39 protein-coding genes are annotated in these 24,239 nt (G+C 30.6%); all 39 read right to left on the reverse strand.

All coding sequences use genetic code 11. The annotated features are described in order from the left end of the window. Positions 1 to 24 precede the first annotated feature (24 nt). The 39 genes from N747_RS0102580 to rpsJ all read right to left on the reverse strand — a co-directional run bounded on the left by N747_RS0102580 (position 25) and on the right by rpsJ (position 23,284). Complete coding sequence (locus N747_RS0102580) at positions 25 to 762, reverse strand: pseudouridine synthase (protein ID WP_024563656.1); 738 nt, start codon at positions 760 to 762, stop codon at positions 25 to 27. A 102-nt stretch (positions 763 to 864) separates the two neighbouring features. Continuing rightward, entirely contained in the window at positions 865 to 1,716 is an 852-nt protein-coding gene (gene truB / locus N747_RS0102585) for a tRNA pseudouridine(55) synthase TruB (RefSeq protein ID WP_024563657.1), read from the reverse strand. A 33-nt stretch (positions 1,717 to 1,749) separates the two neighbouring features. Then, a complete protein-coding gene (locus N747_RS0102590; protein WP_024563658.1) occupies positions 1,750 to 2,067 on the reverse strand; it encodes a thioredoxin family protein in 318 nt (105 codons plus the stop codon). Between the two features lie 391 nt (positions 2,068 to 2,458). Beyond that, positions 2,459 to 2,749 carry a hypothetical protein gene (locus N747_RS0102595; protein ID WP_024563659.1) on the reverse strand — a complete coding sequence of 97 codons (291 nt, stop codon included), beginning with the start codon at positions 2,747 to 2,749 and terminating at the stop codon, positions 2,459 to 2,461. 563 nt (positions 2,750 to 3,312) lie between these two features. Next, positions 3,313 to 4,875 (reverse strand): methionine--tRNA ligase, encoded by a 1,563-nt coding sequence (gene metG / locus N747_RS0102600; RefSeq protein ID WP_024563660.1) that lies wholly within the window; start codon positions 4,873 to 4,875, stop codon positions 3,313 to 3,315. 81 nt (positions 4,876 to 4,956) lie between these two features. After that, positions 4,957 to 5,820, reverse strand: a complete 864-nt coding sequence (gene rsmI / locus N747_RS0102605) for a 16S rRNA (cytidine(1402)-2'-O)-methyltransferase (protein WP_024563661.1) — start codon at positions 5,818 to 5,820, stop codon at positions 4,957 to 4,959. A gap of 87 nt (positions 5,821 to 5,907) precedes the next feature. Continuing rightward, entirely contained in the window at positions 5,908 to 6,897 is a 990-nt protein-coding gene (locus N747_RS0102610) for a DNA polymerase III subunit delta' (RefSeq protein ID WP_024563662.1), read from the reverse strand. Further along, positions 6,894 to 7,517 carry a dTMP kinase gene (gene tmk / locus N747_RS0102615; protein ID WP_024563663.1) on the reverse strand — a complete coding sequence of 208 codons (624 nt, stop codon included), beginning with the start codon at positions 7,515 to 7,517 and terminating at the stop codon, positions 6,894 to 6,896. The genes N747_RS0102610 and tmk overlap by 4 nt, the downstream gene beginning before the upstream one ends. A gap of 46 nt (positions 7,518 to 7,563) precedes the next feature. Continuing rightward, a complete protein-coding gene (gene truA / locus N747_RS0102620) occupies positions 7,564 to 8,295 on the reverse strand; it encodes a tRNA pseudouridine(38-40) synthase TruA (protein WP_024563664.1) in 732 nt (243 codons plus the stop codon). A gap of 149 nt (positions 8,296 to 8,444) precedes the next feature. After that, positions 8,445 to 8,801 (reverse strand): 50S ribosomal protein L17, encoded by a 357-nt coding sequence (gene rplQ / locus N747_RS0102625; RefSeq protein ID WP_024563665.1) that lies wholly within the window; start codon positions 8,799 to 8,801, stop codon positions 8,445 to 8,447. Between the two features lie 43 nt (positions 8,802 to 8,844). Continuing rightward, positions 8,845 to 9,837 carry a DNA-directed RNA polymerase subunit alpha gene (locus N747_RS0102630; protein ID WP_024563666.1) on the reverse strand — a complete coding sequence of 331 codons (993 nt, stop codon included), beginning with the start codon at positions 9,835 to 9,837 and terminating at the stop codon, positions 8,845 to 8,847. Between the two features lie 30 nt (positions 9,838 to 9,867). Continuing rightward, entirely contained in the window at positions 9,868 to 10,254 is a 387-nt protein-coding gene (gene rpsK / locus N747_RS0102635; RefSeq protein ID WP_024563667.1) for a 30S ribosomal protein S11, read from the reverse strand. A gap of 41 nt (positions 10,255 to 10,295) precedes the next feature. Then, a complete protein-coding gene (gene rpsM, locus N747_RS0102640; RefSeq protein WP_024563668.1) occupies positions 10,296 to 10,661 on the reverse strand; it encodes a 30S ribosomal protein S13 in 366 nt (121 codons plus the stop codon). Between the two features lie 12 nt (positions 10,662 to 10,673). Further along, positions 10,674 to 10,790: a 50S ribosomal protein L36 gene (gene rpmJ, locus N747_RS0102645; protein ID WP_011160599.1), complete on the reverse strand. Its 117-nt coding sequence runs from the start codon at positions 10,788 to 10,790 to the stop codon at positions 10,674 to 10,676. A gap of 12 nt (positions 10,791 to 10,802) precedes the next feature. Then, complete coding sequence (gene infA, locus N747_RS0102650) at positions 10,803 to 11,039, reverse strand: translation initiation factor IF-1 (protein WP_024563669.1); 237 nt, start codon at positions 11,037 to 11,039, stop codon at positions 10,803 to 10,805. A gap of 77 nt (positions 11,040 to 11,116) precedes the next feature. Then, a complete protein-coding gene (gene map, locus N747_RS0102655; RefSeq protein ID WP_024563670.1) occupies positions 11,117 to 11,860 on the reverse strand; it encodes a type I methionyl aminopeptidase in 744 nt (247 codons plus the stop codon). Beyond that, positions 11,857 to 12,510, reverse strand: coding sequence for an adenylate kinase (locus tag N747_RS0102660; RefSeq protein WP_024563671.1), 654 nt, complete (start codon positions 12,508 to 12,510; stop codon positions 11,857 to 11,859). Before N747_RS0102660 ends, map begins: the two co-directional genes overlap by 4 nt. Before the next feature lie 18 nt (positions 12,511 to 12,528). After that, the gene (gene secY, locus N747_RS0102665) at positions 12,529 to 13,770 is read right to left on the reverse strand and encodes a preprotein translocase subunit SecY (protein ID WP_024563672.1); all 1,242 of its coding nucleotides are present in this window, start codon (positions 13,768 to 13,770) and stop codon (positions 12,529 to 12,531) included. A 2-nt stretch (positions 13,771 to 13,772) separates the two neighbouring features. After that, positions 13,773 to 14,213, reverse strand: a complete 441-nt coding sequence (gene rplO, locus N747_RS0102670) for a 50S ribosomal protein L15 (protein ID WP_084193802.1) — start codon at positions 14,211 to 14,213, stop codon at positions 13,773 to 13,775. Beyond that, positions 14,213 to 14,410 (reverse strand): 50S ribosomal protein L30, encoded by a 198-nt coding sequence (rpmD, locus tag N747_RS0102675; protein ID WP_024563674.1) that lies wholly within the window; start codon positions 14,408 to 14,410, stop codon positions 14,213 to 14,215. Before rpmD ends, rplO begins: the two co-directional genes overlap by 1 nt. Then, the gene (gene rpsE, locus N747_RS0102680; protein WP_024563675.1) at positions 14,407 to 14,925 is read right to left on the reverse strand and encodes a 30S ribosomal protein S5; all 519 of its coding nucleotides are present in this window, start codon (positions 14,923 to 14,925) and stop codon (positions 14,407 to 14,409) included. The genes rpmD and rpsE overlap by 4 nt, the downstream gene beginning before the upstream one ends. Before the next feature lie 14 nt (positions 14,926 to 14,939). Further along, complete coding sequence (gene rplR, locus N747_RS0102685) at positions 14,940 to 15,293, reverse strand: 50S ribosomal protein L18 (RefSeq protein WP_024563676.1); 354 nt, start codon at positions 15,291 to 15,293, stop codon at positions 14,940 to 14,942. Positions 15,294 to 15,302: 9 nt separating this feature from the next. After that, positions 15,303 to 15,857, reverse strand: a complete 555-nt coding sequence (rplF, locus tag N747_RS0102690; protein ID WP_024563677.1) for a 50S ribosomal protein L6 — start codon at positions 15,855 to 15,857, stop codon at positions 15,303 to 15,305. Positions 15,858 to 15,903: 46 nt separating this feature from the next. Further along, on the reverse strand, positions 15,904 to 16,296 hold the full coding sequence (rpsH, locus tag N747_RS0102695) for a 30S ribosomal protein S8 (protein WP_011160589.1): 393 nt from the start codon (positions 16,294 to 16,296) through the stop codon (positions 15,904 to 15,906). 21 nt (positions 16,297 to 16,317) lie between these two features. Next, positions 16,318 to 16,587, reverse strand: coding sequence for a 30S ribosomal protein S14 (gene rpsN, locus N747_RS0102700; RefSeq protein WP_024563678.1), 270 nt, complete (start codon positions 16,585 to 16,587; stop codon positions 16,318 to 16,320). A 14-nt stretch (positions 16,588 to 16,601) separates the two neighbouring features. Next, positions 16,602 to 17,141, reverse strand: a complete 540-nt coding sequence (gene rplE / locus N747_RS0102705) for a 50S ribosomal protein L5 (RefSeq protein ID WP_084193804.1) — start codon at positions 17,139 to 17,141, stop codon at positions 16,602 to 16,604. Between the two features lie 21 nt (positions 17,142 to 17,162). Next, a complete protein-coding gene (rplX, locus tag N747_RS0102710; RefSeq protein ID WP_024563680.1) occupies positions 17,163 to 17,510 on the reverse strand; it encodes a 50S ribosomal protein L24 in 348 nt (115 codons plus the stop codon). Positions 17,511 to 17,524: 14 nt separating this feature from the next. Beyond that, the gene (gene rplN / locus N747_RS0102715; RefSeq protein WP_024563681.1) at positions 17,525 to 17,887 is read right to left on the reverse strand and encodes a 50S ribosomal protein L14; all 363 of its coding nucleotides are present in this window, start codon (positions 17,885 to 17,887) and stop codon (positions 17,525 to 17,527) included. Positions 17,888 to 17,899: 12 nt separating this feature from the next. After that, entirely contained in the window at positions 17,900 to 18,163 is a 264-nt protein-coding gene (rpsQ, locus tag N747_RS0102720; RefSeq protein ID WP_024563682.1) for a 30S ribosomal protein S17, read from the reverse strand. After that, entirely contained in the window at positions 18,163 to 18,486 is a 324-nt protein-coding gene (gene rpmC, locus N747_RS04300) for a 50S ribosomal protein L29 (RefSeq protein WP_024563683.1), read from the reverse strand. The genes rpsQ and rpmC overlap by 1 nt, the downstream gene beginning before the upstream one ends. After that, the gene (rplP, locus tag N747_RS0102730; protein WP_024563684.1) at positions 18,483 to 18,905 is read right to left on the reverse strand and encodes a 50S ribosomal protein L16; all 423 of its coding nucleotides are present in this window, start codon (positions 18,903 to 18,905) and stop codon (positions 18,483 to 18,485) included. The genes rpmC and rplP overlap by 4 nt, the downstream gene beginning before the upstream one ends. Next, positions 18,883 to 19,641 (reverse strand): 30S ribosomal protein S3, encoded by a 759-nt coding sequence (rpsC, locus tag N747_RS0102735; RefSeq protein ID WP_024563685.1) that lies wholly within the window; start codon positions 19,639 to 19,641, stop codon positions 18,883 to 18,885. The genes rplP and rpsC overlap by 23 nt, the downstream gene beginning before the upstream one ends. Beyond that, positions 19,625 to 20,014 (reverse strand): 50S ribosomal protein L22, encoded by a 390-nt coding sequence (rplV, locus tag N747_RS0102740; RefSeq protein ID WP_024563686.1) that lies wholly within the window; start codon positions 20,012 to 20,014, stop codon positions 19,625 to 19,627. Before rplV ends, rpsC begins: the two co-directional genes overlap by 17 nt. A gap of 20 nt (positions 20,015 to 20,034) precedes the next feature. After that, complete coding sequence (rpsS, locus tag N747_RS0102745) at positions 20,035 to 20,316, reverse strand: 30S ribosomal protein S19 (protein ID WP_024563687.1); 282 nt, start codon at positions 20,314 to 20,316, stop codon at positions 20,035 to 20,037. Positions 20,317 to 20,328: 12 nt separating this feature from the next. Further along, positions 20,329 to 21,159, reverse strand: coding sequence for a 50S ribosomal protein L2 (rplB, locus tag N747_RS0102750; protein WP_024563688.1), 831 nt, complete (start codon positions 21,157 to 21,159; stop codon positions 20,329 to 20,331). Between the two features lie 59 nt (positions 21,160 to 21,218). Continuing rightward, complete coding sequence (gene rplW, locus N747_RS0102755) at positions 21,219 to 21,509, reverse strand: 50S ribosomal protein L23 (RefSeq protein WP_024563689.1); 291 nt, start codon at positions 21,507 to 21,509, stop codon at positions 21,219 to 21,221. Further along, the gene (gene rplD, locus N747_RS0102760) at positions 21,509 to 22,132 is read right to left on the reverse strand and encodes a 50S ribosomal protein L4 (protein ID WP_024563690.1); all 624 of its coding nucleotides are present in this window, start codon (positions 22,130 to 22,132) and stop codon (positions 21,509 to 21,511) included. The genes rplW and rplD overlap by 1 nt, the downstream gene beginning before the upstream one ends. Next, complete coding sequence (rplC, locus tag N747_RS0102765; RefSeq protein ID WP_024563691.1) at positions 22,119 to 22,784, reverse strand: 50S ribosomal protein L3; 666 nt, start codon at positions 22,782 to 22,784, stop codon at positions 22,119 to 22,121. The genes rplD and rplC overlap by 14 nt, the downstream gene beginning before the upstream one ends. Before the next feature lie 182 nt (positions 22,785 to 22,966). Continuing rightward, complete coding sequence (gene rpsJ / locus N747_RS0102770) at positions 22,967 to 23,284, reverse strand: 30S ribosomal protein S10 (protein WP_024563692.1); 318 nt, start codon at positions 23,282 to 23,284, stop codon at positions 22,967 to 22,969. Between the last annotated feature and the right edge of the window lie 955 nt (positions 23,285 to 24,239).

A 24,239-nucleotide genomic window follows, 5' to 3' on the forward strand; every position in this document is an offset into this window, starting at 1 on the left:
ATAGTGATCTTAAATTTACTAACATTAATGTGGTATTTGAGTAGTTAAGGTTTTTAATTTTTTAATTTCATGAATTTTTAAAGGGCGATAAGCACCTATTGTGATATTTTTAATAGTTAAAAAAGAATAACGATAACGTTTTAACTTTAAAACTTGATAGCCTAAAGCTTGCATCATTTTACGAACTTGCCTATTTTTTCCTTCAGTTATTACCAACTTTAACCAAGTAGAAGATTTGGGCGTATAAGAACTTTTCAAAATATCAATTTCTTTACAAACAGCCAAATAATTTTTATCAATGATAATTCCTTTTCGGAATGTGGCAAGGTCTTTTTTTTGCAAACAAACATTAATTTTAACGTGATATTCTTTAGGAATGCAAAAGGAGGGGTGGGTTAATTTTTGAGTAAGATCGCCGTCATTAGTAATTAAAAGAAGACCTGTAGTATTAAAATCAAGGCGTCCTATCGGATATAATCTTTGTATACTTGCTTTTTCAATTAAATCCAAAACAGTAGGGCGTTTTTTGTTGTCTTTGGAAGTGGAAAGAAATCCGTTAGGCTTGTTGAGCAAAAAATAAGAATAAGTGGTTTTGGTGATCAGTTTGTCATCCAAAGTTATAATATCGCTGGAAGATACTTTGGTTCCTAATTCAGAAATAATTTTGCCATTGACTTTAATGCGTTTTTTCAAAATTAAAATTTCTGCTTTTCTTCTTGATGCCACGTTTGCATAAGCCAAAACTTTTTGTAATCTTTGCATTATTTTCCAATCCTTCCTTGTTTTATTGTGTATTTGTGTGTTTAAATATATTATTAAAATATTGTTAAAAATGTTTTTTTAATAGTTAAAAAATATTGCGCATTAAAAAAAATAACGCGGATAGTATTTATTTTCATCCAAGATATCATAATAAGCAACAAAATTTTTATTACTATCTTTAACTATAAAAGGTTTTTGAGTAATTATTTGTCTTTGGTCTAAATAAGTGCCGTTTTTTACTAACTTAATTAAATAATCATTTAAAATAAGTTCATCATAAGAAGCAAAAAAAATACTATCAAAAATCAAATCATTGAGTTCTAAATTTTCAATAGTTTTAGCATTTTGTAATAGATGAGTGCCAATTGCAATTCTTTGCAAACGAAGAAGAGTGCCATAAGTATTTAATTGCAAAGCTAGATCACGCGCAAGACTTCTAATATAAGTTCCTTTGGAAACATTTGCCAAAAAATCTACTTGGTCGTGACAAAGCAAAGATGTTTTTTCAAAATGATGAATAAAAACTTCTCTTGGAGGAATATCTAAAACTTGATTTTGACGTGCTAAACGATACATTTTTTGCCCTTTAATTTTGACTGCTGAAAACATAGGAGGTATTTGCAAATACTTTTTTTGATGAAAAGATTCAAAACTTGTTTGAATAGTACAATCAGTTAAAGGGATATTTTTAGTATCCAACAATTTACCTGTCACATCCAAAGTATCATAATGTTTGTTAAAAAGAAAGGTTCCTTGATAAGTTTTTGACAGTTTATCGAATAAAAAAGCCAGTTTAGTGGCTTTACCCACACAAATAATTAAAAGTCCTGAAGCTAAAGGATCAAGAGTTCCTGTGTGCCCTACTTTGTCAAAATGAAATTTTTTTTTGATTTTAAAAACTACATCATGTGATGTCATCTTTTCTGGTTTGTTGACTAAAAAAAATCCATTCATAACGTTTTATTTTGCTTTCGGTTTGTAGTAAACTTATTTATAAGAATGTAAAAATTTAAGCAAGTTTTCTTTATTTAGAAACCCGATATGTCTTGCTAATTCTTTTTTATCTTTGTATAAAATAAGGGTGGGAAAGCCAGAAACGCCTTTTTCTAATGCTAATTGTCTAAAAAAATCAACATCTACTTTGTAAAAAAGAATGTCTTTTTCTAAAAGGCAAACTTCATCCAAGACAGGTAATAATCTTTGACATGGAGGACACCATGTAGCAAAAAAATCAACAACTACCAATTGTTGGTTAGCAGTTATGGTTTCAAAATCTTGTCCTTGATAATTCATTAAATTAATCATTATATTTAAAACTCCTTTTGTTTTTTTGGTATTTGGGTTTTGGCATAAACCATTTATTATAATTTAAAAAATGTTAATTAATAAAGATGTGTTTTAGTTATTTTAATTAATAAATTTATCCAATCAAAATATTTTTCTTCTTGGGGGAAAAATATTTGTATTTAAAAGAAACTATTTTTTGTTCCAAAATGTTTTGCGAAATGAGTTTTAATTTGCAATAAAAAGGGGTCCATTTTTATCAATTAATTTGATATGGTAATATAAAGGCCTTCCAGATACAACTATTTTTAGCAAAATAAATAATTTCTTTGGTTTCATAATTATCAATTTTATTAAATAAATCAGAAACAGTAATGTTGGATGTGGAATTTGTAAAAAGGGAATGATGATATCAATCAAAGTAAAACAAAAAAATAGAAACTATTAAACTTACCACAATTAAAAAGAGTATTATAATTTTTTTCTTTAAAATAAAATAATTTTTAGGAATAGCAAACAACCAATAAATGGTTTTAAAAATTAAAATTGTTGATAATAAAAGGGGAAAGATAAAAAGCAAAGTGCAAATAAAATGCGAAATAGTAGTTTTGTTAAAACCTTTTGCAGGTTGGAATGGTTGAATTTTAATTTCTTTCATATCTTTTATTTGTTTGCTTTGTAAAAATTCTTTGATTTGTTGCATTGGAGTTATATTTTGTTCTTGTAATTTTTGAGAAAATTCTTTGATTAAAGGTTCGTTTAATAAAATATTAGGATTTTATTCTTTGACAAATAAAGTCAATATTTTATCCGAAGAGTGTGGAATCAAAGAAACTGAAATTAAAAAATGAGTGTTTTTGACTTGGTTGATAATTATTTTAGCAGCTGCATGAGTAGCAACAATTTATTTTTCTTGGTGATTATATGTTTTGGAAGAATTTGTTCTTCTTGTTTGGGGATTTGCTTTTACAATTGTTTCTTTTGATTGTGGTTGTTCGAAATTCTTGTTCTGGATTATTTTTTTTGAATCTTGTCCCTTTTACCATTAAATTTACAAAAAGAAAATAATTCCAAAAAGATATTATAAAAAGGATAAGGCAAAATCGCAAAAAGTTCTTTTTTAAAATTATAATTAAAATTAATTATAAATTCAATTATTTTAAATGTGAACATATAAATGTAATAATATATAAAAGAAGAATCAAAAAAATAAATTAAGTGAAAATTCATTAAAATAAATAAAATTATTGTGTGTTAATAATTTAATTATCTAGGTAAAACCTCATCAATTTCTAAGCGATTAAATAAAATATGATAATTGTCTAATTTTTGACTGGGAAGAATCCCGAAAGTATCTAAGCTTTCAAAAGTAATATCGGAGGCTTTGAGTTGAGTTAAAATTTTATGAGCAGTTTGAGGTAAGAAAGGTTGCAATAAAACTCCTAAAAACCTTAAAGCTTCTACCAAAGAATATAGTGCATGGTCTAATAGTTGTTGTTTTTCAGGAATTTTAAATAAATTCCAAGGCTCTACTAAATCAATGTATTTATTAGCAAAACGAGCCAAATTCATAATTTCTTTAAGGGCATCTCCCAATTTGCAATCTTGCATTTTGAGACGAACCGAAGGAAGAGTTGCTAAAGTTTGTTTGGATAAATCAAATTTAGGGTCTAAATTAGTTTTAATTAAAGTTTTAGATAAATTATTTTGGCGATAACTTTTTACCATCCCAAAAACTCTATGAACTAAGTTTCCCAAAACATTAGCTAGATCACTATTGTGTCTTTCTACTAACAATTCATAAGTGATATTACCATCTTGAGCATAAGGAATTTCTGATAGAACAAAATAACGAATGGAATCCACCGGAAAATGTTTTAATAAATCATCAACGTACAAAACGTTACCTTTGGATTTAGACATTTTATTTTTATCAAACAAAATCCATGGATGGGTTAAAAACTGTTTAGGCAGTGAAATTTCAAGTGCCATCAATAAAATAGGCCAGTAAATGAGATGAAACCTTAAAATATCTTTACCAATAACATGCATATCGCAGGGCCAATATCGATTAAACTGGCTATTTTCAGATGTAGGATTGTAGCCTAGTCCGGTTAGATAATTACTTAGAGCGTCAATCCAAACATAAATCACATGTTTGGGGTCAAAAGGAACATGAATGCCCCACTTGAAAGAAGTTCTAGAAACAGACAAATCTGATAATGGTTCTTTTAATAAATTTAACAGCTCTTTTCTTTGGACATCAGGTTTAATCAAGAAGGGGTTGTTTTCTAAATATTGCAATAACTGGGATTGATATTTGGAAAGCTTAAAAAAATAAGTTTCTTCACTGATTAAAATAGGAGTTTCACCATTAAAAGTTTTTCCATCAATTAAATCTTTGGCAGCCACATAAGATTCTTCAGCAACTGAATAAAGTCCTTGATATTTTCCTAAATAAATATCTCCTTTTTGCCACAACTTGTCAAAGATGGCTTGAACTGTTTGTTTGTGATTGGGGTTGGTAGTTTTGACAAATTTATCATAACTTACTTGCATCAAATCATAAATTCTTTTGATTTCCAAAGATATTTGGTCTACGTATTCTTGGGGATTTTTGCCTTGTTGCAAAGATTTAGCAGCAATTTTTTGTCCGTGTTCATCAGTTCCTGTTTGAAACAAAACATCAAATCCTTCTAGGCGTTTAAAACGAGCAATGGCATCAGCTAAAATGGATTCGTAAACGTTGCCAATGTGTGGAATGCTAGAAGCATAAGCAATCGCTGTGGAAAGAAAAAATTTAGGTTTTTGTTTGGGGGTTGTTTTCATAAAAACTCCTTAAATAAATGGTGGCAAAAATATTTTTTAATTATAGGTTGTTAGAAAAATCTGCATATGGTTTTTGGAGAATCAAATCAAGGTTGGGGGGTTTTTGATTTTATATTGGTGATAAATTTCTTTTTTGGTAATGTTTCTTTCTTGAGCAACTTTGCTAAAAGCCTCTTTTTCGTTAAAGCCTAATTTGAGGTAAAAAAGAACGTGATCGTTTATGTTTAGAGCAAGCAAATGTTCGTTGGGATTGGGATTACCTGCAACAACAATGACATATTCGCCCTTATTAATTAAATCAAGTTCTAAAATAGAGTCAAGATTGCCGTTGATAATGGTTTCAAATTTTTTAGTCAGTTCGCGTGATAAAGAAATTTTTCTATTACCATATAATTTGTGTATTAAAAGTAAAGTCTTTTTAATTCTATGAGGAGATTCGTAAATAACAAGGCTTTCGGAGGCATTTTTATATTGGAGTAAATATTTTTCCAAAGCTTGAGACAAACGAGGTAAAAAAGCCAAAAAGATAAAAGGTGAAGGAATAGCAGAAGTCATAAAAGCAGTTAAAAAAGCAGATACTCCTGGAATCGCTACCACATTAAAACCATGTTTTTGCACTTCACAAACTAAAGAAAACCCAGGATCACTAATAAGGGGAGTGCCTGCATCACTAATTAAGGCGATATTTTTTCCTTGCGATAAAAGTTCTAAAATTTGAGGTAACCTTCTTGTTTGATTATATTCATAATAAGAAAGTAGAGGTGTTTGGATTTGGTAAGTGTGTAAAAGTTTTTTGGCTCTTCTGGTATCTTCTGCTAAAATTAAAAAAACTTCTTTTAGAGTAGCAAGTGCTCTTAAGGTGATATCTTCTAAATTACCTATGGGAGTTGCTACCAAATATAAAGTAGGTTTGGTATTGCAAAAGCTTTGTTGTTGAAATAACATATTTTTTTACCTTATTTATTGGGTTTTGGTGTGTGCAAATTTTATATTGCTTTTAAATAGGGGGGGGTTGGAAGTTTTTTTAAAGATTTAAAATGAAAGTATTTGGGATTCTAATTGAATTAAAAAAGACATTAAAAGATTTTCTTGATTGGATAATATATTTTGTTTTTTGTGAATTTGATGAATAATTTTTAAAATATTAAAAGCGGTTGGAAGGGCTAAAGTTTGGTAGTATTTTCGATATTCTGGGTTTGTTAAAATTTGTGTTTTGGAAAAATAAATGGGTAACTGGTTTTTTGGTATTTTTTCATATAACACATCAGAAAAAAAATGCAATAACACTGATAAAAAATCATTTAAAAAATGAGGAAAAGAAGTAAGTTTCGCAAGCAGAGGAGAGGCAAAAACTGATAATTTTAATGAAATTGTTTTTGGGAATTGAATAAGAAAATCCAAAAAAAACTGTTTAAAATTTTGATAATAATCACTAGCAATAAATAAATCCATTTGATCGGGGTTTTTATTTATTAAATTGCTTAAGGAAAAATCAAAAACATCTATTTGGGGGTTGGTTTTGGGGTCTAAATTTTGTGATTTTGCATTCACAGCATCAGAGATATTAATAATTTGACAGCGAGAAACTATAGTTGGTAAAACTTGTTCTAAATTATTGGTTAATAAAAATCCTATAGTATTGTTGTTGGAAGGATTTTCAAAAAAATGCAATAAACTGTTGGAAGTTTGGGTAGTTATTTTTTCTATTTCTTCGATTACATAAATTCTTTGGGTTCCGAATAAAGAAGTTTGCAAAAAGTTTTTTTGAAATTGCAAAATTTGTTCTTTGGTAAAAAGATGGTTTTGTTTGGTCAAATAATAAAAATTAGGGTATTGCGAATTAAGTAAGGTATCTTTTGACAAAAGATGAGGGTCATGAGGTTTAAAAATGCGATAGGCAAGTTCTAAAACAAATTTTTTTTGTTGGTAAAGAGTAGAGCCAACAACTAAATAAAGATGGGAGAGTTTTTTATTTTGGATAATTTGGCTAAATTTAGTTAACAAAGATTGGATTTTGTTCATAAATCTATTTGGAAGACTTCTTTGAGTTTTTGTTCAATGATGTTATAAATATTTTCTAAGGACTTGCTTGCATCAATTAAAAAAATTCTTTTTTGTTGGTCTTTTTGACAAAGGTCAAGATAGCCTTTGCGTACTTTTTTATGAAAAGATAGTTTTTGTAAATCAAAAGAATTAATTTCTTTATATCTAAATTGTTTGACTCTTTGAATTCCTATTTTAGGATCTAAATCTAGATAAAAAGTAATGTTGGGCATATAATTTAGAGCAAAATTATTAATATTTAAAACAAAATCTTTACTTAAACCGCGAGCATAAACTTGATAAGCTATAGTCGAATCTAAATAACGATCACAAATAACTATTTTATTTTGTTTTAAGGCAGGAATAATTAATTTGCTTAAATGTTCTGCTCTATCTGCTGCAAATAACAAAGCCTCAGTGTAGAAATCTATTTGTTTATTAGAAGAATGCAATAAAATATTTCTAATTACTTCATTAAATAAACCGCTACCAGGTTCTTTGGTTAAAACACACGAATATTTTTTACTTAATTTTTCAAATAAATAACGTGAATGGGTGGTTTTTCCGGTGCCTTCACAACCTTCAAAAGAAATAAACATTTAGTATAAATTCTCCTTTTTGTGTATTTTTATTATTGTCACAAAATCAATAAAAAATTTTTTTTAAAACTAAAGCTTTGGCAGGAGCCAAAAGGGTGGCTTTTTTAGTTTTGTTGCCTAATAACATCGCTTGAAATTGATCCAAAGAAAATTTATTTTTACCGATTTCCATTAAACTTCCCACCAAAAAACGAATCATATATTTTAAAAAACCATTACCATGAAAAACTAAAATATATTTGTGTACAGTTTCTTTGAGAGAGGCTTGAAAAATGGTTTTAGAAAAATTTTTAGATTGAGGCTCGCTAGTAAAAGCAAAAAAATTATGAGTGCCTTCGATAAATTTTAGGGCTTTAGTGATTTTGTCAAAATCAAGCTTTTCAGCAAAAATTTGAAAATGATGGTTAAAGGCATTAAGGGGTTTTTTGGAAAAAACATATTGGTAAATTTTTGATTTCGCTGAATAACGAGCATGAAAATTAGGAGTAGCAAAATGCATTTGTCTAACTCTAATATCATGAGGCAAAAGATAATTAAGAGTTTTTTGGAAATGTTTAGGTTTTAGAGAAAAAGTGGTTCGGAAATGGAGGGTTTGTCCTTGGGAATGGACTCCTTTATCGGTTCTACTAGATGCAAAAGTGGGGATGTTTTGATGGGTCATTTTTTTTAAAGCTTTTTCAAAAGTTTGTTGCACGGTTATTTTTTGAGGTTGTTTTTGATATCCATAATAACAAGTACCATCATAGCTTAAAATTAATTTATAAAAAAAGTGTTGCAAAAATGCCTCCTTGTGTAACTAAAATATTTTTTAAGAATTTATAAAGGGGTTAATATTAATATTAAAAAACCTCCTTAATCCTTAAGATAAGAAGGTTTCGATAATTTAAGTTTTTTGCGAAAGAACCTAAAATACTCAGTTAATTGTTATTAAACAAAAGCGATAATCGCCATTGGAGCACAATCACCACAACGAGGAACAGTTTTAATAACTCTAGTGTATCCACCTTGACGATCAAGATATTTAGATGAGATATCTTTAAATAGTTTTTGCAAAACTGTAGTGTCATCATTGATTTTTTCATCAAAAAGATGTCTTTTGGCTTGGCGTCTAGTATGCAAAGTATTTTTTTTAGATAAAGTAACCATTTTATCAGCTAATTTTTGTAATTCTTTAGCTTTAGATTCAGTTGTCATAATTTTTTCTTGCACAATTAAAGCAGTCATTAAATTTCTTAACAAAGCTCTTCTTTGAGATTTATTGCGTCCTAATTTGCTAAAAGGCATAAAATTTATCTGTCCTTTCTATTTTCTAATGTGTTTTTTAGTTTTAATGTTTGTCTTTGTCTTCTTCAACGCTATGATGCAAAGCTTCTTTAAGGTAATCGTTGAATTCTAAACCGTATTCTAAAAATTTATCTTTTAATTCTTGGAAAGATTTTCGTCCTAGGCTTTTAAGTTTGACAACTTCTTTTTCACTTAATTTTACTAAAGCAGCAACTGTATCAATACCTGCTCTTTTAAGACTGTTGAAAAGTCTTACAGATAAATCTAATTGTTCAATTTCTAAATCCAGAACGTAATTATGAGCTTCTTTTTTAGATTCGGAAATAAATTCTACATGAGCAGGTTTTTGGCTTAATTCTACTAAAACATTGAAATGATCTACTAAAATGTTAGCTGCAGTTGCTAAAGCTTCTTTAGCTAAAAGAGCACCGTTAGTAGTAATTTCAATAGTTAATTCGTCTTTATTGCCTAATTTTTTTTCTACTTGATAAGAAACATTAACAACAGGAGTAAATAAAGAGTCAATTGCAATAACTCCTACTTGATTTTCGCTGTGAACTTTGTTGTCTTTTGCACAAACATAACCAATGCCTTTTTTAATAGTAACTGTCATATGAAAGCAAACATCATCAGAAAGGGTGGTAATATAATGATCGGGATTGATGATTTTAACTCCTGCAGGCAGTTCGAAATAAGCAGCAGTTAGGCGTTGTGGTCCTTTAGCGATTAATTCTAATTTTTCTTCAAAATCATCTGATTCATCGTCTACTGCAAAAACAATTTTTTTTAAATTTAAAATAATTGTCATGACATCTTCATAAACGCCGGGAATAGTAGTGAATTCTTGTTCTACTCCTTGAATTTTAACATTTACAATAGCAGTACCAGGCAAAGAAGATAACAAAACTCTTCTTAGGGCGTTTCCCACAGTAATGCCGTATCCTCTTTCTAAAGGTTTAATGGTGAATTTCCCAGAAATGGGATTTTCATCAATTTCTTCAACAAAAAAAGGTTTAATAAATTTAAGATTTTTCATAATTACTCCTTGAAATGTCGAACAAGATTATTATCCTCTAGGAGGTTTTGGCGGTCGACAACCATTATGTGGTACTGCAGTAACATCTTTAATAGCAGTAATTTCTAATCCTGCTGCTTGCAAAGAACGGATGGCTGCTTCTCTTCCGGGACCTGGTCCTGTAATGAAAGTTTCTACTTTAACCATTCCGTTTTCCATCGCTGCTTTGGCAACTGCTTCAGCGGCTAATTGAGCTGCAAAGGGGGTTGATTTGCGACTTCCTTTAAAACCCAAAGCACCTGCACTACTCCAAGTAACAGCATTACCGTTAAGATCGGTGATAGTAACGATAGTGTTGTTAAAGGTGGTATGGATGTGTGCAATTCCTAAAGGAATATTTTTTTTAACTTTGCGTTTGGTAGTTTTTTTTCTTGCCAATGCCTTTCTCCTTTATTATTTTTATTATTTAGTTAATTTTATTATTTTTTCTTACCAGCAATTACTTTAGGCTTGCCTTTAACAGTGTGAGCGTTGTTTCTGGTTTTTTGTCCTCTTACAGGCAATCCTTTACGATGACGTAGTCCTCTGTAAGATCCAATTTCCATTAAACGTTTAATATTTAAAGTAACTTCACGTCTTAGGTCACCTTCTACGTTGTATTTAGTAATTTCACTACGTAAAGCTGATAATTGCTGTTCGGTTAAATTTTTAACTCTAATATTTTGGTCAATGTTTAACTCGTTTAAAATTTTATGAGATAATTTATTGCCTAAACCATAAATATAAGTTAGTGCAATTACTACTCTTTTGTCGCTTGGAATATCTATTCCTGCAATTCGCGCCATAAATATCTCCTTTTATCCTTGTCTTTGATTATGTCTACGATTTTTTTTATTGATAACATAAATGCGTCCTTTACGACGAACAATAATATCATCTTCACTGCGTTTTTTAACTGAAGCTCTAACTTTCATAATCTTTTCTCCTTACTTAAAACGATAAGTGATTCGTGCTCGTTTAGGGTCGTATGGTGATAATTCAATTCTTACTTTATCACCAGGTAAAATGCGTATGTTGTTGATACGTATTTTACCAGAAACATAAGCAATAATCGTTTTTTTATTTGGAAGCTCTACTTTAAATTTATCATTTGATAATAATTCAACAACTTTAGCTTCGATTTCAATTTTGGATTCAGTTTCGTTTAAATTGTTTTTTGACATTCAAAATGATTCCTTTAATTTTTATTTCTGGGTTTGGGGGGGTGATTGTGATGTAATTTGGTAAAATGAAAAATATATTATGCAAGTATTTCATATCCTGTAGGAGTTACTAAAACTGTGTGTTCAAAATGAGCACTTAGACTTTTATCTATGGTAACTACAGTCCAATTATCTTGCAAAATAGCAATTTCGGGATTTCCTAAAGTAAGTATGGGTTCCACACAAAAAGTCATTCCTGGTTGCAGTATTTCGCCTTCGTGGGGTTTGCCAAAATTAGGAATATAGGGTTCTTCGTGTAAAGATTTACCAATACCATGTCCGGTAAATTCTTCTACGATGCCTAAATTATTTTTTTTAGCAAAAAGTTCAATGGCATGAGAAATATCAGAAAAATGATTTTGGGGTTTAATTTGCAAAAGACCTTGTAATAAGGCTTTTTGAGTAAATGCAAGCAAGTTTTGAGTAGTTTGGCAAAGAGTTCCTACAGCATAAGAATAAGCACAATCAACATAATAACCTTGATAGTTAATTCCTAAATCCAAGGTAATGATATCACCTTGTTTAAGGATGGTTTTTTTGGAAGGGATGCCGTGAACTACCACTTCATTAACTGAAGCACAAATATGTTTGGGAAAGTCATTGTAACCTTTAAAGGCAGAAATGACACCTTTTTTTTGATAAAAATTCTTAGCTAATAAATCTAGATCAAAAGTTGACATTCCTGGAATAATAAAGGAAGCAAGTAATCTGTGGGCTTCGTTAATGATTTTTCCTGCTTGTTTCATGATAGCAATTTCATGAGTAGTTTTAATGGAAATCATTTGCGGTCTGTTTCTAAAACTTCTAAAATCATTTTAGTAACCTGGTCGATGTTTTGCATACCATCTACTTCAAAAAGTTGGTTTTGTGCGCGATAATATTGCACTAATGGAAATGTTTCTTTATTAAACACTTTGATGCGTTTAAGGAAAGTTTCTGGTTTATCATCTTCTCTTTGAATTAAGGTTTTTTGGTCTTTATCACAAATGCCTGTAATTTTGGGAGGAATGTTTTCGATGTGATAAACCTTGCCACATTTGGGACAAATTCTGCGTCCTACAATTCTTTTCATTAAATCTTGGGTGCCAGCGTTAAAATAGATGACCTTAGTTAAAAATAAATGAGAGTTTTTAAAAAAATCATCCAAAAAACGAGCTTGAAAAACATTACGGGGGAAACCGTCTAATAAAAAATCTTTAGTAGAGATGTCCTTAGATAAGTAATCAGCTATCATTTGGTTAGTGATATCGTCAGGAACTAAAAGTCCTTGAGCAATAAATTTTTTACTTAAAATGCCTAATTTAGTATTTTCTTTAAAATTTTTACGAAAAATATCGCCTGTTGAAATATGGTTGATTTTTAAAATATCTGATAAAACAGAAGCTTGAGTCCCTTTACCAATTCCGGGTGGTCCTAATAATATTAGTATCATGTTGTCTTGTTTACTTAATTAAAATAATTTTTGATATTCTTTTTTGTTGGCAGTAGCTTTGATGCGTTGGATAGTTTCAAGGGCTACACTAACAATAATAAGCAAACTGGTTCCTCCTAATTTCATATCTTTCAAACTTAAAAAATGTTCCATAAGAATAGGTGTTACAACAAGAGCAACAATAAAAACAGTTCCTAAAACGGTGATTTTAAATAAGGCATTAGCTAAATAACGAGTAGTTTGTTCACCTGGTCTTAAACCTGCAATATATGCATCTTGTTTAGATAAATGTTCTGAAATATCTTCAGGATTGACATTCATAAAAGCAGAAAAGAAAGAAAGAACAATCACTAACAAGACTAAAAATCCTATAGCAAAAAAATTAATTTGGTTATTAAAAGAATTGGTGTTGGTAAAAAAATTTACATACATAGTCAATTTGTCATTCCCAATAACTCCTGCTAACATCTGGAAAGGTTGCAATAAAGCAAATGCCAAAATAACTGGCATAACTCCTGCACTATTAATTTTTAATGGAATGTAGCTTTTGCCTTGCGCTTGATTGCGCGCATAATTGATAGGTATTTTTAAAGATGTTATTTGCAAAACTACAGTAAAAATTAAAAATAAAAGAAGCAAAAGAACAATACATGCAAAATTAAAAGTTTTTAAAGTTAAAAAATTATTTTGAGATAAATATGATTTGTTCAAATTTGCAAATAGATTAATTAGGCTGTGGCTCATCGAAACAACAATTAAAATAGAAGTCCCATTTCCAATACCTTTGGAATTGATAAGGTCAGCAAACCAAATTAAAATAGCAACTCCTGCAGTAGCAATTAAAGCTAACAAAAACAGTTGGATTGCACTTATTGATGTGACTAAAAGTTTTGAATAACTGTTCAAAAAAGCAAAAGATTGCCCAAAAGCAAACAATAAGGCAAGACTACGTGTTAAAAGATTAAGTTTGCGTTTTCCCATTTGTCCTTGGTCTTTCCATTCGCGACAAATAGGAAGGAGCTTTTGCAAAAATTGCACTACAATGGAAGCAGTAATATAAGGAGTTATTCCCAATCCCAAAAGAGTACCAGCATTTATGGAAAAAACCCCAAAAAGTTTTGACAAATCAAGAGATTTAGAATTAATAAAAGGAAGAGGCCAAGAAGTTCCTAAACAAACAATAGAAATAATAAATAAGGTAAAAAATATTTGAAACATTAATTTACGATTGCCTAAAACTAATTTTAATTGACGTTTCATTTTTAAATTACCTCTATATTTCCACCAACTGCTAAAATGGCTGCTTGAGCTTGTTTGGAGAATTTTGAAGCTTTTACGAATAATTTTTTAGTGAGAGTTCCTTGCGACAAAACTTTAATACCACATAATTGGTCTTTAATTATTTTTTTTTCTAACAATAATTGAGGAGTAACAACGGTATCTTGAGGAAAAGTTTCTTCTAGAGTTTTAAGGTTAAGAAGAGCGTATCTTTTTTGGGAAAAATTATGAAATCCCCTTTTAGGAATTCTTTGAAAAAAAGGAATTTGTCCGCCTTCAAAGCCGGGACGCAAAGTTTTTCCTGAACGTGCTAATTGTCCTTTGTGACCTTTACCAGCAGTTTTACCAGTACCGCTACCAGGTCCACGTCCTAAACGTTTAGTGGATTTGCGAGCATTAGTAACTGGTTTTAGTGTGTGTAACATTATTTTTGCTCCTTTGTATCAGAAACTTTTTCAACTACAACAAGATGACTGATGGTTTTAATCATTCCATGGATGGCTGGAGTATCATCTTTAATAACTTGATTGTTAATTTTTTTTAAACCTAGGCAGTGAGCGGTTTTAATTTGATTAACACGACAAGAAATAAGACTTTTGGTAAGAGTAATTTTTAATTTCATTGTTCTTTTTTCGCTAAAGTAATGCCTCTTAATTTAGCTACTTCTTCTTTGGTGCGTAAACTTTGTAATCCATCCATTACTGCCCTTATTACGTTAATAGAAGTTCGTGAACCAAAAGTTTTAGTAAGAACATCATTAATGCCTACCAATTCTAAAATAGTTCTAGCAGCTTTTCCTCCAGCAACAATTCCGGTTCCTTTGGAAGCTGGTTTTAAAAAAAACTTAGATGCTCCAAAACGTCCAATAGTGTCATGAGGAATAGTAGTTCCTGTAATAGGAATACGAACTAATTGTTTTTTGGCTTTTTCTAAAGCTTTTTTAATAGCTTCTACAATTACTTTAGCTTTAGCGGTGGCGAAACCAATTTGCCCTTTTTTATCGCCAACAACTACCAAAGCAGAAAAACGAAAACGAGCGCCACCTTTAACTACTTTAGTAATACGATTAATTTTAACAACTTTTTCTTCTAAAAGAGGGGCTTTTTTAATAAGGTCTTTCTTCTTTATTGCTTTCATTTTGCTTTTCTCCTTTAAAACTGTAAGCCTGATTTGCGACAAGCATCAGCTAAGGCTTTGATTTTGCCGTGATACAAATACCCTGATCTATCAAAAACAACGTTTTTAATGCCTTGGGATAAGGCTTTTTTAGCGATAAGAGATCCTACTGCTTCAGCGGCTTTGATGTTGGATCCAAAAACATTGGCTTCTTTACTATTAGCGCTGCATAGAGTTGTTTGTTGGGTATCATCAATTATTTGCACATAAAGAAATTTATTAGATCTAAAAACATTTAAACGTGGTCTTTGTGATGTGCCTGAAACAATTTTTCTAAGGCGAAGATGACGTTTTTTACGAAACACGTTAGAGGATTGTTTGGTTATCATAACTTATTTTTAGTCCTTTCTTGTTTTTTTAGCGCTTTTCCCAGCTTTTTGTCTAACATATTGTCCTACGTAACGGATTCCTTTACCTTTGTAAGGTTCTGGTTTACGTAGTTTTACGTTTTTGGCAGCAAATTCGCCGACAAGTTGTTTGTCAATTCCTTTGATAACAATTTCTGTGTTTTGGTTAACTACCACTTCTAGATTATCAGGAATGGAAACACTTACAGGATGAGAAAAACCCAAAGATAAAATTAGTTGTTTATCTTTAATTTGAGCACGATAAGCTAACCCTATAATTTTTAGGGTTTTTTGAAATCCTTTGCTTACACCTTCTACCATATTGGAAAGTAAAGCTCTGGTGGTACCGTGAATTTTTTTCATAAAAATTTCATCATTAGGGCGTTTGACTGTGATGAATTTGTTTTCGTTAGTGATTGTTAATCTGTAATTGAATTGATATTCTAATTTGCCTTTAGGGCCTTCAACTGAGATAAAATTTTTATCTTTGATATCAACTTTAACTGCATTAGGGACTTCAATTGCTTTGTTTCCTACGCGTGACATAATTTTCTTCTTTATCTCCTTTAACTACTTTTGATTTGGCAATTAATTACCAAATATAAGCTAAAACTTCGCCACCAACTTGAGAAAGGCGAGCTTGAGCGTCTGTTAGAATTCCTTTAGAAGTAGAAACCAAAGCAACTCCTAAACCATTAAGCACTTTAGGAATTTGTTCTGCTGATGCATAAACTCTAAGTCCTGGTTTGGAAACTCTTTTTAAACCTTTAATAACTCTTTCTTTATTGGGAGCATATTTCAAACTAATAATTATTTCACGAGATGACTGAGGTAGATAAAAATCTTTAATAAAACCTTCTTTTTTTAAAACTGCTAAAATTTCTAATTTTAACTTAGAAGCAGGTACTAACACTTTTAAATGTGACATTTGATTGGCATTACGAATGCGTGTCAGCATATCTGCAATAGGGTCTGTCATAACCATGTTTGAGCCTCCTTTTTACATTTACCAACTAGTTTTTCTGACTCCAGGTAATTTACCTTGATGAGCTAACTGCCTAAAATTAATGCGGGAAATACCGAATTTACGAATGTATCCGCGTGGTCTTCCATCAATAGAATCTCTGTTTTTTAAACGTACAGGTGATGCTTTGGCAGGAATTTGAGACAATCCAACGTAGTCAGCTTTTTTTTTAAATTCTAAGCGTAGTTTTGCATATTTTAAAACTAGCTCTCTTTGTTTTTGATCTTTTACGATTTTAGATTTTTTAGCCATAAGTAATAGTTCCTTTAATTTTTAAACGGCATACCATAAAGCTCTAAAAGCTTTTTGGCTTGAGTGTTATTTTTAGCAGTGGTTACGATAATAATATCCATGCCACGAATTTTTTTAACTTTGTCGATATTAATTTCTGGGAAAACGATTTGTTCTTTTAATCCCAGAGCGTAATTACCTCTGCCGTCAAAAGATTTGCCAGAAATGCCTCTAAAATCTCTTACGCGGGGTAAAACCAAACGAGTTAGTTTGTATAAAAACGCTTCTTTTCGGGCTCCTCTTAAAGTTACTTTAGCTCCAATTGGCATGCCTTCACGTAATTTGAAATTAGAAATAGCTTTTTTAGCTTTAGTGATAACAGGGCTTTGTCCGCTTAATAATTTTAATTCTTCTACTACATCATCCAAAACTTTAACATTAAAAATAGCATCGCCTACGCCCATATTGATGACAACTTTATCTACTTTTGGGACTTGCATAACAGATTTATAATTAAAAATTTCCATTAAGGTGGCAGTGATTTTGGAATAGTCTAGAGTATTTTCTTTTTTCATTGACATTAATGCAAAGCCTCCTTATTTTTTTTCGTCTAATGTTTGATTTGATTTTTTAGCATAACGAACTTTTTTACCTGATTGTATGCGAATTCCTACTTTAGTGGGAGTTTGTGTTTGGGGGTCAACTAAAGCTACATTAGAAACATGAATGGGAGCTTCTTGTTTAACGATTGTGCCCTTTTCTTCGTTTTGAGAAGGATGTTGGTGTTTGATTTTGATATTGACACCTTCAACAATAATTTTTTGAGTTTTGGCAAAAACTTTTAATACTTTGCCTGTTTTAGTTATTTTTTTACCTGATTCGTCTATTACAAAACGATCTTTGCCAGCTAAAATAGCTACTGTTTCTCCTACTTTAATACGCATTAAGTTGTCCCTCCTTACAAAACTAATTGGGCTAAAGAAACTATTTTGGAAAATTTCTTATCACTCAATTCTCTAACTACTGGACCAAAAATACGGCTGCCAATAATATTTAAATCTTCTTTTAAAATTACTACAGCATTGTCGTCAAATTTAATGTAAGAGCCGTTTTTACGTCTTAGACCTTTTTTGGTACGTACAATTACAGCTTTTAGAACGTCATGTTTTTTAATTGTACCAGAACCTGATTTAACAGTTACTACCACAATATCTCCGATATTTACATGAGTACGACGAGTACCTCCTAAAATACCAATAATTAAAACTTCTTTAGCACCGCTATTATCAGCTACGACTAAACGACTTTCTCGTTGAATCATCTCAAAATCTCCTTACTTTGCATTCTTTGAATGGGAAATAATTTTGAATAATCGAAATCTTTTAGTTTTAGAAAGAGGTCTTGTTTCCATAAAATTAACTAAATCGCCTGGTTTGGCTTCTTGATTTTCATCATGGACATGGAATTTTTTCGATTGTTTCACTCTTTTACCATATAAAGGGTCTTTTTTGTAAATATCAACAATAACAGTAATTGTTTTATCCATTTTATCTGAAACTACTTTACCTACGAAAGTTTTTCTAAAATTACGTTGCATTATTGTTGTTCCTCCTTGATAGTTTCCGCAATATCATCTAAATTAGGGGTAGTTGGTTGTGGGTTTATGGTTGGTTTTGCTAAAACAGGTTTGGCAGTGGAAGTGACAAAAGTTGGGGTAGAGTCTGTTTGTGCTTGATTGCTTTTTTTGGTTAGGATGGTTTTGATGCGAGCAATGGTTTTTTTAAGCTTTTTGATTTTGGAAGTATTAGTTAGTTTTCCTAAAGCTAATTGAAAACGCAAATCAAACAGTTCTTGCTTTAATTTGTCTACTTTATTTTCTAATTCTTCTGGATTCAATTTTAAAATTTCTTGATTTTTCATATTTCAACACCTTTTTTAACGATTTTAGTTTTAATCGGTAGTTTGTGAGACGCCAGTCTTAAAGCTTCCGTTTCTACTTTGGAAGAATTAGTGGTATCTTTAACTTCGAACAAAACTTTACCTGTTTTTACCACAGCTACCCATTCTTCAGGAGAACCTTTACCAGAACCCATTCTTACTTCTAAAGGTTTTTTGGTTAAGGATAGATGCGGGAAAATGTTGATCCACACTTTTCCTGTTCTTTTCATGTAACGTGTCATTGCAATACGAGCGGCTTCAATTTGTTTGTTAGTGATAAAAGAACCTTCTTTGGCAACCAAAGCGTGGTTTCCGTTGGCAATAACATTTTTACCTTTAGATTTTCCTTCAAAACTAACGCGGTGAGGACGACGATATTTAGTTCTTTTTGGCATTAACATGATTATTGTTGCCTCCTTTTAAATTGCGAGAACGTATATTAGGATTGTTAGAAGATTGGGAAGCAAACGGTTTTCTAGTGTCTAGAATGGTTTGTCCTGGTAAAACTTCACCGTGGAAAATCCATATTTTAATTCCTAAAACTCCATAATTAGTGTGAGCTTCAACAGCAGCGTAATCGATGTCTGCTCTTAGAGTGTGTAGAGGAACTCTGCCTTCAGCATGTCCTTCGCTTCGAGCTATTTCAGCACCACCCAAACGACCAGAAATTAAAGTTTTTACTCCTTTAGCACCTGCTTTTAGGGCTTTTTGGATTGCCATTTTTTGAACACGGCGGAAAAACATACGATTTTCTAGTTGTTCAGCCATATTTTGAGCAATTAATAAAGCGATTTTATCAGAGTTTTTAACTTCTAAAACGTTAAGATTAACATCTTTTTGGGTAAGCTCTTTTATTTTGGCAACTAATTTGTTGCGTGTATCGCCGTCTTTTCCAATAATAACGCCTGGTTTAGCGGTGTGGACAGAAATAGTGATACTGTTTTTATTTTTTTCTTTTAGGCGTTCGATGTCAATTTGACTGATAGCGCTTTTTTTAGCAAAATTATTAATTAGTTTACGAATTAAAAAATCTTCTTTAATTAAATTAGGAATTTCTTTATCATTAACAAACCATTGAGATTCCCAAGTTCTAATAATGCCTAATCTTAAACCGTTAGGATTAGTTTTTTGACCCACTTTGTTCTTCCTCCTTTGATGTTTGCAAGTTTGTGCTAGAAGTTATTACTAAAGTAATGTGGCTGGTTCTTTTTTTAATCATATCACCAGAACCTTTAGCTCTTGGAAACATACGTTTTAAACGCAAACCTTCGTTAACAAAAACTTCTTTAACATAAAGTTGTTCGCGGTTTAATTTTAAATTATTAACAGCATTGGAAACAGCACTGTTTAAAAGTTTTAAAATAACGGGAGCAGCTACTTTAGGGGTAAAAGTTAAAATTGCTTGAGCTTGTGCAATATTTTTTCCTCGAATTAAATCAACAACTAAACGTGCTTTTCGAGGGGCGATTGAAACTTTTCTAGCAATCGCTTTGGCGTTTTTGGTTTCCATAGTTATTCCTTCCCATTATTTTATTTTTTTTGGATTTTTTTGTCTTTTTTATTGTGTCCGCGGTAAGTGCGTGTAGGGGAAAATTCACCTAACTTATGTCCTACCATGTTTTCTGTAATATAGACTGGAATGTGTTCGCGCCCGTTATAAACAGCGATTTTGTATCCTACAAAAATAGGTGTAATTGTAGAACTGCGTGACCAAGTTTGGATCACTTTTTTGTTTTTTAAGTTTTTTTGTTTTTCTATTTTTGCTAATAGATGGCTAGCAACAATAGGTCCTTTTTTAACTGAACGTGGCATATTAACAACTCCTTATTTTGTACGACGTCTAATAATTAAAGTATTAGATGCTTTTTTACGATCACGAGTTTTGACCCCGCGAGCTTTTTTACCCCAAGGTGTCATTGGTGATTTGCGTCCAATAGGAGCTCTACCTTCACCACCGCCATGAGGGTGATCGTTCGGGTTCATAGCAGAACCTCTTACTGTTGGTCTTATACCTAAGAAACGTTTTTTTCCTGCTTTACCGTAATTAATTAGTTTGTAAGATTCGTTGCCGATCTCTCCGATAGTAGCACGACAAGTTCCAAGCAATTTGCGAACTTCGCCTGATTGAAGACGTAATAGTACGTATTTTTCTTCTCTACTAATAATTTGACAAGAAGAACCAGCACTACGAGCAATTTGTCCGCCTTTGCCTGGTTTTAATTCGATGTTATGAACGGTAGTTCCTACTGGAATATTCATTAAAGGAAGGCAATTGGCAACTTTAATATCTGTTTCTTTACCAGAGACAATTTGCATTCCTACTGTAAGTCCTTTAGGAGCAAGAATGTATCTTTTTTCGCCGTCTATATAGTGAATTAAAGCGATGTTAGCACTACGGTTTGGATCGTATTCAATGGTAGCTACTTTGCCAACAATGTTATCTTTGTTTCTTTTAAAATCAATTAAACGGTATTTTCTTTTAACACCGCCACCGCGATGTCTTACTGTAATTTTACCTTGGTTGTTGCGTCCAGCTTGATCTTTATAAGATACCAATAAGCTTTTTTCAGGAGTTTGGGTGGTGATTTCTGAAAAAGCAGAAACACTCATATTACGACATCCATTTGTAGTAGGCTTATATTTTTTAATTTCCATATTTATTACCTGCCTTGTATTTTTTTAATCGTTAATTGTTGTTTTGTTTGGGTTTGAGTTTATTCGTTAGCAAGGATTTCGATTTTTTGTCCCGGAGCTACTTTACAAATAGCTTTTTTATAACCAGAAGTATAGCCTTCGAATTTACCTTTTCTTTTGAATTGTGGTAAAACGTTACGAGTATTAACTGATAAAACTTTAACTTGGAAAATGCTTTCTAAAGCTTTTTTAATTTCTACTTTATTAGTTGTTTTGGCAACTTTAAAGGTGTATTTATTTTGTCTTTCGATCAATTTATTAGTTAATTCAGTAATGATTGGTGCTTTAACTAAATCATAGTATTTATTCATTATTTTAAAACCTCTTCAAAATATTTAACAGCATCAACAGTTAGGACTAATTGTTTGCAATTAAGGATTTGATAAACACTTGCATGAGAAGCTGTTTCTAAAGTAATATAAGATAGATTGCAAGAAGCAAAAGCTAATTGTTCTGTCATTTGAGTAACTAAAATTAAGGATTTGGAAGTGATGTTTAATTTTTGTAACATTTGTTGGAAATCTTTAGTTTTGTGAGTTGCTAAATTAATGTTGTCTACAACTACTAATTGATTATTTTGAGCTTGGAGCGATAAAGCTGATTTTAGAGCTAAACTGCGTACTTTTTGGTTTACTTTAACAGAATAATCTCTTGGGGATGGTCCAAAAGTAACTCCACCACCACGCCATAAAGGAGAACGAATAGAGCCATGACGAGCACGACCAGTTCCTTTTTGTCTCCATGGTTTTTTACCTCCGCCAGCAACTAAAGCGCGAGTTTTGGTAGCATGCGTGCCTTGACGCATTGCAGCTCTTTGAGCATTTACAACGTCGTATAAAACTTGTTGATTAGGCTTAATGTCAAAAACAGTAGTTGCTAAAACCTTTTCAGAAACGAAGTCGCCTTGTTGATTAAGAATATTAATTTTTGGCATTTGTTTGCTCCTTTGTCAATTTTTTTACAGCAGATTTGATCATTACAAAACCTTTATTAGGTCCTGGGACATTGCCTTTAATTAAGAATAAATTTTTTTCAGTATCAACCGAAAGAATAGCTAAATTTTGAATAGTAACAGTTTCGTGTCCCATGTGTCCTGGTAGTTTTTTACCTTTTAATTTGCCTTTAATAGGACCCATTGAACCTGGACGACGGTGATAACGAGACCCGTGACTTTCAGGACCTCTGCTTTGATTGTGTCTTTTAATAGAACCAGCAAACCCTTTACCTTTGGAAGTTCCTGTTACATCAACTAAATCACCTACTTGAAATAAATCGTTTTTGATTAGAGCGCCTACCGCTAAATTAGCTAGGTTTGAGTTGACATCCGAACTAAAATTAATTTCTTTAATGAAGCGCTTAGGGGCAGTATTTGCTTTTTTAAAATGTCCTAACATAGGTTTAGAAGTGTTTTTTTCTTTTTTATCGCAAAAACCTATTTGAGTAGCTTGATAGCCATCTTGGTCAACGTTTTTTTGTTGTAAAACAAAGTTGGCTGCAACATCTACTATTGTTACTGGAACTAATTCTCCTTGTTCGTTAAAAACTTGAGTCATTCCTATTTTTTTACCTAAGATTCCTTTAGCCATGTTCTTACTCTTTCTTTTTTTTAATTTTGGTTTTAAAGTTTGTAAAAAGTTTTTAAAAGTGATTTTCAAAAGTTGATTGCAATTGTAATTGTGATTCAACCAAATGAAATGATTTTAATATGAATAAATATTTATTCATATTAAAATGAATATTGTCTAAATTGTTTTCTTTTGCTATTGGTTTATTTTTTTAACAAAATATCAATTGCAGATGGTAAACTAATGTGCATTAAAGATTCAATTGTTTTGTTATTAGGATTAATAATTTGAATTAAACGTTTGTGAGTGCGTCGTTCAAATTGTTCTCTTGAATCTTTGTTAACAAAAGGGGAACGCAAAACAGTAAATACTTCTTTTCTGGTAGGAAGGGGTATTGGACCTTCAATATTTACTCCTGTTTTAGTGACAATATCAATAATTTTTTTAGCTGTTTGATCAATTAAATGATGGTCATAAGCTCTTAAAATTATTTTGATAATTTCTTTTTCTTTTTTGTTCACTTATATTCTCCTTTTTTAGAAATGTTTGAAAATATTGCCTATTAGACAAATATTTTGCTTAAATAATTTTTTTCTTAGACAACTGACATTAGTGTTTTGTTTTTTTTGGATTAAAAGAAAAAATATTTAAAACAAGCCTTTTTATTATACCTTAAAAAAGATTTTATTGTAAGTCATTTAAATTACAAAAGTTAAAAAAAGTAATTAATAATGTTCTTGAAAATAAAAAAGCTGTTTCAAATAAGTAAAATTATGAAATGATTTATTTATTTTGCATTTTTGTTTTTTAAAAAATATAATAAGTTAATTTAAATATCTTTATATTAAAAGATAAAATGAATTAACAAAAAAGTTCATTTTTATATTTATTGATAACTTTTTAACAAATTTAAAAAACTGTTTAAAAGGGTTAATTTTTGCAAAAAACATATAACCCATTAAATATTATAACTAACCCAAATAATAACTAATATAATAACTCTTAAACAAATTTTTTATACATTTGTTTTTTAGCAAGTTGTAATAATAAATTATAATTTGATAATTGTATTTATATTGAATTGTAATAAATATAGATATTGTTGTAAAACTTTTTGATTATTTAGATTTTCGAAAAACGTATATATCAAAAAAAGTAACAATCATTCCAAATATACTTAATAATAAAAAAATGATTTTAATAAATAAGATGTGTTTTGTTTAATATCAGAAATATTTTTTAGTTAATTGTTTTTCTTTAAGTGTTTTGAAATCTTCGTTATATTTTTCTGTATCTTCATTTTGTTTATGTGACAATTCATCTAATCTTTTATGAAAGTATTTATTTATTTTGTTATTAACAAAGAAATAAGACAAATACACACTTAAAAGTACAAAACTAACATTAAGTAAAAGTGTGATAATGATTTTTTAATAATATTTATGTTTCTCTTTGGTTTTATTTATTTTTTATCTT

Source organism: Candidatus Phytoplasma tritici, assembly GCF_000495255.1.
GTDB lineage: Bacteria > Bacillota_I > Bacilli_A > Acholeplasmatales > Acholeplasmataceae > Phytoplasma > Phytoplasma tritici.

Coding starts and splice junctions, on each gene's coding strand:
- N747_RS0102580 (WP_024563656.1), bottom strand. CDS start 762: ATGCAAAGATTACAAAAAGTTTTGGCTTATGCAAACGTGGCATCAAGA.
- truB (WP_024563657.1), bottom strand. CDS start 1,716: ATGAATGGATTTTTTTTAGTCAACAAACCAGAAAAGATGACATCACAT.
- N747_RS0102590 (WP_024563658.1), bottom strand. CDS start 2,067: ATGATTAATTTAATGAATTATCAAGGACAAGATTTTGAAACCATAACT.
- N747_RS0102595 (WP_024563659.1), bottom strand. CDS start 2,749: ATGCAACAAATCAAAGAATTTTTACAAAGCAAACAAATAAAAGATATG.
- metG (WP_024563660.1), bottom strand. CDS start 4,875: ATGAAAACAACCCCCAAACAAAAACCTAAATTTTTTCTTTCCACAGCG.
- rsmI (WP_024563661.1), bottom strand. CDS start 5,820: ATGTTATTTCAACAACAAAGCTTTTGCAATACCAAACCTACTTTATAT.
- N747_RS0102610 (WP_024563662.1), bottom strand. CDS start 6,897: ATGAACAAAATCCAATCTTTGTTAACTAAATTTAGCCAAATTATCCAA.
- tmk (WP_024563663.1), bottom strand. CDS start 7,517: ATGTTTATTTCTTTTGAAGGTTGTGAAGGCACCGGAAAAACCACCCAT.
- rplQ (WP_024563665.1), bottom strand. CDS start 8,801: ATGCCTTTTAGCAAATTAGGACGCAATAAATCTCAAAGAAGAGCTTTG.
- N747_RS0102630 (WP_024563666.1), bottom strand. CDS start 9,837: ATGAAAAATCTTAAATTTATTAAACCTTTTTTTGTTGAAGAAATTGAT.
- rpsM (WP_024563668.1), bottom strand. CDS start 10,661: ATGGCGCGAATTGCAGGAATAGATATTCCAAGCGACAAAAGAGTAGTA.
- rpmJ (WP_011160599.1), bottom strand. CDS start 10,790: ATGAAAGTTAGAGCTTCAGTTAAAAAACGCAGTGAAGATGATATTATT.
- infA (WP_024563669.1), bottom strand. CDS start 11,039: ATGTCAAAAAACAATTTAAACGAAACTGAATCCAAAATTGAAATCGAA.
- map (WP_024563670.1), bottom strand. CDS start 11,860: ATGATTTCCATTAAAACTACTCATGAAATTGCTATCATGAAACAAGCA.
- N747_RS0102660 (WP_024563671.1), bottom strand. CDS start 12,510: ATGATACTAATATTATTAGGACCACCCGGAATTGGTAAAGGGACTCAA.
- secY (WP_024563672.1), bottom strand. CDS start 13,770: ATGAAACGTCAATTAAAATTAGTTTTAGGCAATCGTAAATTAATGTTT.
- rplO (WP_084193802.1), bottom strand. CDS start 14,213: ATGTTACACACACTAAAACCAGTTACTAATGCTCGCAAATCCACTAAA.
- rpmD (WP_024563674.1), bottom strand. CDS start 14,410: ATGAAATTAAAAATTACTCTTACCAAAAGTCTTATTTCTTGTCGTGTT.
- rpsE (WP_024563675.1), bottom strand. CDS start 14,925: ATGAAAGCAATAAAGAAGAAAGACCTTATTAAAAAAGCCCCTCTTTTA.
- rplR (WP_024563676.1), bottom strand. CDS start 15,293: ATGATAACCAAACAATCCTCTAACGTGTTTCGTAAAAAACGTCATCTT.
- rplF (WP_024563677.1), bottom strand. CDS start 15,857: ATGTCACGCGTAGGAAACAAAGCAATTGAAGTCCCTAATGCAGTTAAA.
- rpsH (WP_011160589.1), bottom strand. CDS start 16,296: ATGGTTATGACAGACCCTATTGCAGATATGCTGACACGCATTCGTAAT.
- rpsN (WP_024563678.1), bottom strand. CDS start 16,587: ATGGCTAAAAAATCTAAAATCGTAAAAGATCAAAAACAAAGAGAGCTA.
- rplE (WP_084193804.1), bottom strand. CDS start 17,141: ATGAAAAAAGAAAATACTCTAGACTATTCCAAAATCACTGCCACCTTA.
- rplX (WP_024563680.1), bottom strand. CDS start 17,510: ATGCGTATTAAAGTAGGAGAAACAGTAGCTATTTTAGCTGGCAAAGAT.
- rplN (WP_024563681.1), bottom strand. CDS start 17,887: ATGATTCAACGAGAAAGTCGTTTAGTCGTAGCTGATAATAGCGGTGCT.
- rpsQ (WP_024563682.1), bottom strand. CDS start 18,163: ATGCAACGTAATTTTAGAAAAACTTTCGTAGGTAAAGTAGTTTCAGAT.
- rpmC (WP_024563683.1), bottom strand. CDS start 18,486: ATGAAAAATCAAGAAATTTTAAAATTGAATCCAGAAGAATTAGAAAAT.
- rplP (WP_024563684.1), bottom strand. CDS start 18,905: ATGTTAATGCCAAAAAGAACTAAATATCGTCGTCCTCACCGCGTTAGT.
- rplV (WP_024563686.1), bottom strand. CDS start 20,014: ATGGAAACCAAAAACGCCAAAGCGATTGCTAGAAAAGTTTCAATCGCC.
- rpsS (WP_024563687.1), bottom strand. CDS start 20,316: ATGCCACGTTCAGTTAAAAAAGGACCTATTGTTGCTAGCCATCTATTA.
- rplB (WP_024563688.1), bottom strand. CDS start 21,159: ATGGAAATTAAAAAATATAAGCCTACTACAAATGGATGTCGTAATATG.
- rplW (WP_024563689.1), bottom strand. CDS start 21,509: ATGAATAAATACTATGATTTAGTTAAAGCACCAATCATTACTGAATTA.
- rplD (WP_024563690.1), bottom strand. CDS start 22,132: ATGCCAAAAATTAATATTCTTAATCAACAAGGCGACTTCGTTTCTGAA.
- rplC (WP_024563691.1), bottom strand. CDS start 22,784: ATGGCTAAAGGAATCTTAGGTAAAAAAATAGGAATGACTCAAGTTTTT.